Genomic DNA, 5,360 nt, shown 5'->3' with positions numbered 1-5,360 from the left:
CATACCAAGAGTTACAAACTCATCCGGATCAAAACTATCATCCACAACAGCTAAATAGGTTCGGTCTGGTTCAACATCAAAAACAAGTTCTTGCGGATGATCAGTAATAAGCCACTTGGCTATTTCTTCTTTTAATAACTCTAGATTCGTATCATCTGGAACAATAATTCCTACAGGAATAGACAAAACACGCATTTCTGTTTGTGTGTTTAATAGCCTTGCGCCTGGATATCCTGGCACACTTAGAAAATTCCTTTTTAATGGCGCCCAAGTAGGTCTTTTCCATCCTTTTGCAATTTGAACAAAGTCTTTTCGTTGATTGTTAAATGTAAAAGAACTCATTTTGACACCTCATTTCTCTATAAAATAAAAGAAACCCAAATCTAAAAGGCTGAGTTTCTTTTTGCTTCTCTTTCCTGATATTCGGTTGTATATCGATACGTACCGCGTGCTACATCTTTACCTTCTAAAATAACTGGTACTTCCACAACTAAATCGCCACTTGGAATTCCCCCAGCTATACCAGGATTAAATGTGGATGGATTAAAAGTTGAATTTGTAGCATCACTAATCATTGCTTGTCTACTACTAGCCATGCTTCCATAGACATTACTCATTAGATTTTTCAATCCAGTGAATTGCTTCATGGAACTAGCCATTACACGACTCATATCACTATATAACTGATTCATCGCTCCTGTAATACCAAGTGATTTTTCTCTTGAGGATAACGGTGTAACAGAAACTTTATTTCCTTGTTTGGTAAATAATTCTGGACCTTTTTCACCAGCAATAAATTGTCCATCACCAAGTACATGTCCACCTGTTGCAAGCATTGGAACACTAGAATTTTTAGGAGCATCAACACTTGTAGTTAACGATCTAGGTGAGAACTGCACTCTTCCTCCAGTTGCTGCAGTAGCGGCGCCATTAACAACACCAACAGATAATTTTTTTGCAGTAGGATTCCATCCATCCCACCAACGCTTCACCTTATCCCAATAAGTTAAAATATTACCTGTGCTTGTATCGACTTGATCTTCCAAGTTTTTATATGAACCCTTTAATTTATCAATACCATCTTTTTTGATTTGATTAGCTTTTTCAACTACCTCCTTCTTTTGTCGTTTAGCATTTTCAATCATAGTGTCAGCTTGCTCAGCAGAAATAACTCCCATTTCATCACGCATTTTAGTTATGATGCGTATTTTTTCGTTATATTCATCATTAGCCTTACCAACCGTTTCTTTGCGTTGCTTCTCCATTTTTTGAATCGCATCAGAAGCCATTTCAGCATTCATACGACTCTTAGAATCTTTTAAATTTTGAAGAATAACTTCTTGTTCTGTTTTATTAGCAGAAAGAGATTTTACAGCTTCACTTTGATAATTGCTCTGTAATTGCATTAACTGATTATATTCGTCAGTAGTTAACGCTCGTTTTTGTTCTTTAGCTGTATTCAGAATTTGGACAATCTGATTTTGAGTATCTTGGGCTTTTTGTTTCTGCTGATCATAGAAACCATTCATTTTTTCTAAGATAGAAGACTTCTCTTCATCTGTAATTTGTCCCATTGTCGCAAACATTTCAGTTGTTTTTGCAATAGAATCATTTTTTTGTTGCTCATAACCTGCAATGATTTGATTTTTCATCTCATCGAATTTCCCAACAATTACAGGCATGTTTTCTTCATTGATTGCTGTTTGTGTAGCGTACATATTCGTTAACTCAGTACCAGTTTTTTGTGACATATCCATAAAAGCGCCTACTGCTTTTTGTGTACTTTCCGAAATCTTATCTACACTTTGCACAGTTCCGTCAGCTGCTAAATTCACGCGTTCTTTGAATAAATCGACGGCTGGAACAGCCTCTTCATTCAGAGCTTTATATATACCATAACCAGCAGCGGCAACAGCTCCTGCTGCAACTAACCATGGCGCAATTGCTAATAAAGCCCCACCAAATGCAGTTCCTAATCCTCCTACACTTACAGCAGCTGTTCCAGAAACAGTTCCTACTGCCGCGGTGGCTGTACCGAACATGCCGAATAATGATATGATCTTTCCTATAGAAGATGCTAGACTTCCTAATATAATCAATACTGGACCTATAGCTGCCGCTATTGCAGCAGCGGTAACAATATATTTTTTTGTTGAATCATCTAATGATGTAAACCATTGTGTTAATCCTGTTAGTTTTTCCGCCATTGATTTAATTACAGGTGCTAAAGCATCACCGAATGCGATTGCCAAACCTTCCACAGCTGATTTTAAAGAACGAAATGCACCACCAAGACCGCCTTCCATTGTCTCCTTCATACTTTTCGAAGTACCTTCACTATTGCGTAACTCTTTTTCCAAATCTTTTACACTTTTCGTTCCTGCTTGGAGTACAGTATTTACCCCTCGTATTGCCTCTTCACCAAAAACTGCTGAAAGAGCAGCATCTCGTTGAGCTCCATTCATTTTTTTAGTAGCTTTTTCAACATCTACTAAAATGCTAGTCATATCACGCATATTTCCGTTTGCGTCATACACAGCAACTTTTGTTTCTCCTATCGCAATCGCACCATCTTTTGCATTTTTCTTAACATCACGTAACATAGCTGACAAAGCTGTTCCAGCTGAAGAACCCTTTATACCTGCATTAGCTAGCGTACCAAGAATTGCATTTGTTTGTACTAAATCCATATTACTCGCTTTAGCATTTGCACCGACATATTTCATTGCTTCTCCAAGCATAACCACATCTGTGTTTGTACTACTCATTGTTTTTGCGAATATATCAGTCGCTTTTTGTGCTTCATTAGCATTCATTCCATATGCAGACATTGTGTCTGAAACAATATCAGCAGCGGTACCTAGATCCATAGCTGCAGCACTAGCTAAATTTAGCATTGGTTCTGTTGCGGCCATAATTTGGTTTGTATCCCAACCAGCAAGTGCTAGTTTTTCCATACCAGCAGCCGCATCAGAAGCACTAAAAGCTGTTGTACTTCCTAAGCGCTTAGCTTCATCAGTGAGTGCCTTCATGTTTTGTTCTACTTCTTTAGTAGTCTTACCGAGCTTATTTCCCATTGTGGCCTGAACTTTACGCATACCATCATCAAAATTAGAAAACACTGCTGTGGCTGCTGTTCCTGCTGCAACAATTGGAGCTGTAACACGCGTACTCATTGTTGTTCCGACTCCGCTTAACTTTTCTCCCATTTCTTTAATAGAAGTCTTTGTTTTATTGGCTTCTCTTGAAATAGATTGCAATTCTTTTTGTATATTATTTAATGAGTTTCCATCGTTAATAGAAGAAAGAGCTCTTCTCATTTTGTCAATATCCGCGCCTGCGCCTAATGAATGCTTACCAATTTTATCAATGGCCTCATCAAGTTGTTTCGATGACGCTGTACCATTTTTTATTGCATTCGTTAACTTGCTACCTAACACATTAGAGAATTGATCTACACTAGTACCAGTTGCTCTGAAGAAAGTTTGTAATTGTTTTGTAGCGTCAGCTACTTTCTTTTGTTCTGCTGAAACACTATTTAATTTCCCTTTTAAACCGTCTAATTGTCCTTGTGTTAGTACAATTTCACGATTAAACGCACGATATTGCTCCGGTGAAATCTTACCTTCAGCGAACTTTTGATTGACCTGGGCTTGAGCTGCTTTTAATCGATTCAACTTTTCAGATGTATTAGCTATTTGTTCGGATAATATTTTTTGTTTTTGAGCAATAAGCTCCGCGTTTCCTGGATTAAGCTTTAATCCTCTTTCAACTTTTTTTAATTCTTGTGCTAGACTTACAGATTTTTTTGTAACATCGTTCAATGCACTACTTAATTTTGTTGTATCAGCACCAAGTTTAATCGTAATACCTTTGATTGATTTATCCATCCTTCCACCTCCTTACAACATAAAAAAGAGCATCACACATTTGTGTAACGCCCTTTCTTTAAAAGTTATCCATGTCACTTTGAGTCGCTTTTCTAGTACACTGTTTCTTGCTTTTAGGATCCCTAATACTTGTATATTCGTTTATATAATCTAGACACATACCGATTGTCATGTCTTCTAAATCAGCTCTTGTTAGTTTGCAACTGTAGCATAGGGCAAGGAAAGTTTCTGTTGTAAACTCACTTTCGTCAATACTTGTTTCTTGTTCATCAATTACATCTTTTTTTTAGATTGCATTGTGGCCATGATCATATCTTGAATTTCTATAAAAATATCAAATACAGGAAACTCATCAAAAGAATCCAACCAACTTAATTTATCTGGAATGTCTGGATTTGCTGTCTTAGCAAAAATATAGATAATATTGTATAGCGATTCTGTCTCTAAATTTGCTAAAAGTGATAGATCCATACTTGCAAAACCTTCCTTACCAATTACAGCTACTTTTAATACTTCAGCAAAATAATCCTTACCAAATTGTGCATTAAAACGCATTGGTGTGGCTCCTGTACATTTTAGTCGAATTTGTTTACCATCTACCGTAATTGTCTTTTCCATTTCCTTATTCTCCTTTTGTTAAAGTTGTTGGTGGTTTTTCTTCAGTCTTTTTTACATAAACCGCATCATACCAACTATTATAAATTTCTGGTGTTGTTTTAGATGTAGTCTTCGTTTTAACCATCGGTCTCCCACCAGGCGTTAAAACAAGTGGACTAGCAACGAATTTCAATTCATTTGTATTTGGTTCAGCAGAATTTGTTTTCGTTTTTGATGAAATATTAGGTCGACTTGCTGAACAGTTATACATAACATGTCGAGTTGCTTTCACATCTCCATCAAATTCAAATAACAACGCGAATGGTTTACTTTTGGCATCTGCTAATTCATTTAATACACCATCTGTTTCATCCAATTGTTCCCCTAAACAATCAATTGCAAATTGTTCTGGAATAGTAGCGATATTTAAAGTTCCTTCGTAACCTTGGTTATTATCTGCTGAGTAATAAAGCATGTCATCTGCATAGAACTCAATTAAATCACCACGCGGCTCATTCGTTAGTTCAACCGCACCAGGCATTGGAATGGGTGTTCCGAATGTAACCACACCATCTTTTACTTCATACGTTGCATAACGAACGTTTTTCAAACCAAAAGACACTTTATTTTCCATTTAAATCAACCTCACTTCATAAGATTTTTGAAATAATTTTTCAGACTCAATAAAAGCCTCAAATGATTCATAAGGTATCTCATAATCATCTAAGGCTTTTTCTAACTTGGCTTCTGCAACCAAATCTTTTTTAGTTGTATAAAGCTCAATATTTACATCATTTATTTTGTGATAGACTTTGTTATCAGCTGGCATATTGGGTGAGCCATCCACAAGATAACAAATATAAGGTGTCGAAG

Annotated in this window: 5 protein-coding genes; all 5 read right to left on the bottom strand. The window is 36.5% G+C overall.

Features of this window, described 5'->3' with window-relative positions; genetic code table 11:
* On the bottom strand, positions 1-342 hold a 342-nt coding region (locus MR056_RS21690), incomplete at its 3' end, for a distal tail protein Dit (protein ID WP_242136715.1).
* A 41-nt stretch (positions 343-383) separates the two neighbouring features.
* The gene (locus MR056_RS21685) at positions 384-3,890 is read right to left on the bottom strand and encodes a phage tail tape measure protein (RefSeq protein WP_242136714.1); all 3,507 of its coding nucleotides are present in this window, start codon (positions 3,888-3,890) and stop codon (positions 384-386) included.
* Between the two features lie 273 nt (positions 3,891-4,163).
* A complete protein-coding gene (locus MR056_RS21675) occupies positions 4,164-4,508 on the bottom strand; it encodes a hypothetical protein (protein WP_242136713.1) in 345 nt (114 codons plus the stop codon).
* A 4-nt stretch (positions 4,509-4,512) separates the two neighbouring features.
* The gene (locus tag MR056_RS21670; protein WP_242136712.1) at positions 4,513-5,121 is read right to left on the bottom strand and encodes a major tail protein; all 609 of its coding nucleotides are present in this window, start codon (positions 5,119-5,121) and stop codon (positions 4,513-4,515) included.
* On the bottom strand, positions 5,122-5,346 hold the full coding sequence (locus tag MR056_RS21665) for a hypothetical protein (RefSeq protein ID WP_242136716.1): 225 nt from the start codon (positions 5,344-5,346) through the stop codon (positions 5,122-5,124).
* Between the last annotated feature and the right edge of the window lie 14 nt (positions 5,347-5,360).

It is taken from the genome of Bacillus cereus group sp. BfR-BA-01360 (genome assembly GCF_022663595.1).
GTDB classification, from domain to species: domain Bacteria; phylum Bacillota; class Bacilli; order Bacillales; family Bacillaceae_G; genus Bacillus_A; species Bacillus_A cytotoxicus.
Note: the sequence above shows the minus strand (reverse complement) of the source record. Positions and strands in the feature narration are given on the sequence as shown.

Bases quoted from the DNA above. Each gene is read 5' to 3' on its own strand.
- MR056_RS21685 (WP_242136714.1), bottom strand. From the start codon at position 3,890: ATGGATAAATCAATCAAAGGTATTACGATTAAACTTGGTGCTGATACA.
- MR056_RS21675 (WP_242136713.1), bottom strand. From the start codon at position 4,508: ATGGAAAAGACAATTACGGTAGATGGTAAACAAATTCGACTAAAATGT.
- MR056_RS21670 (WP_242136712.1), bottom strand. From the start codon at position 5,121: ATGGAAAATAAAGTGTCTTTTGGTTTGAAAAACGTTCGTTATGCAACG.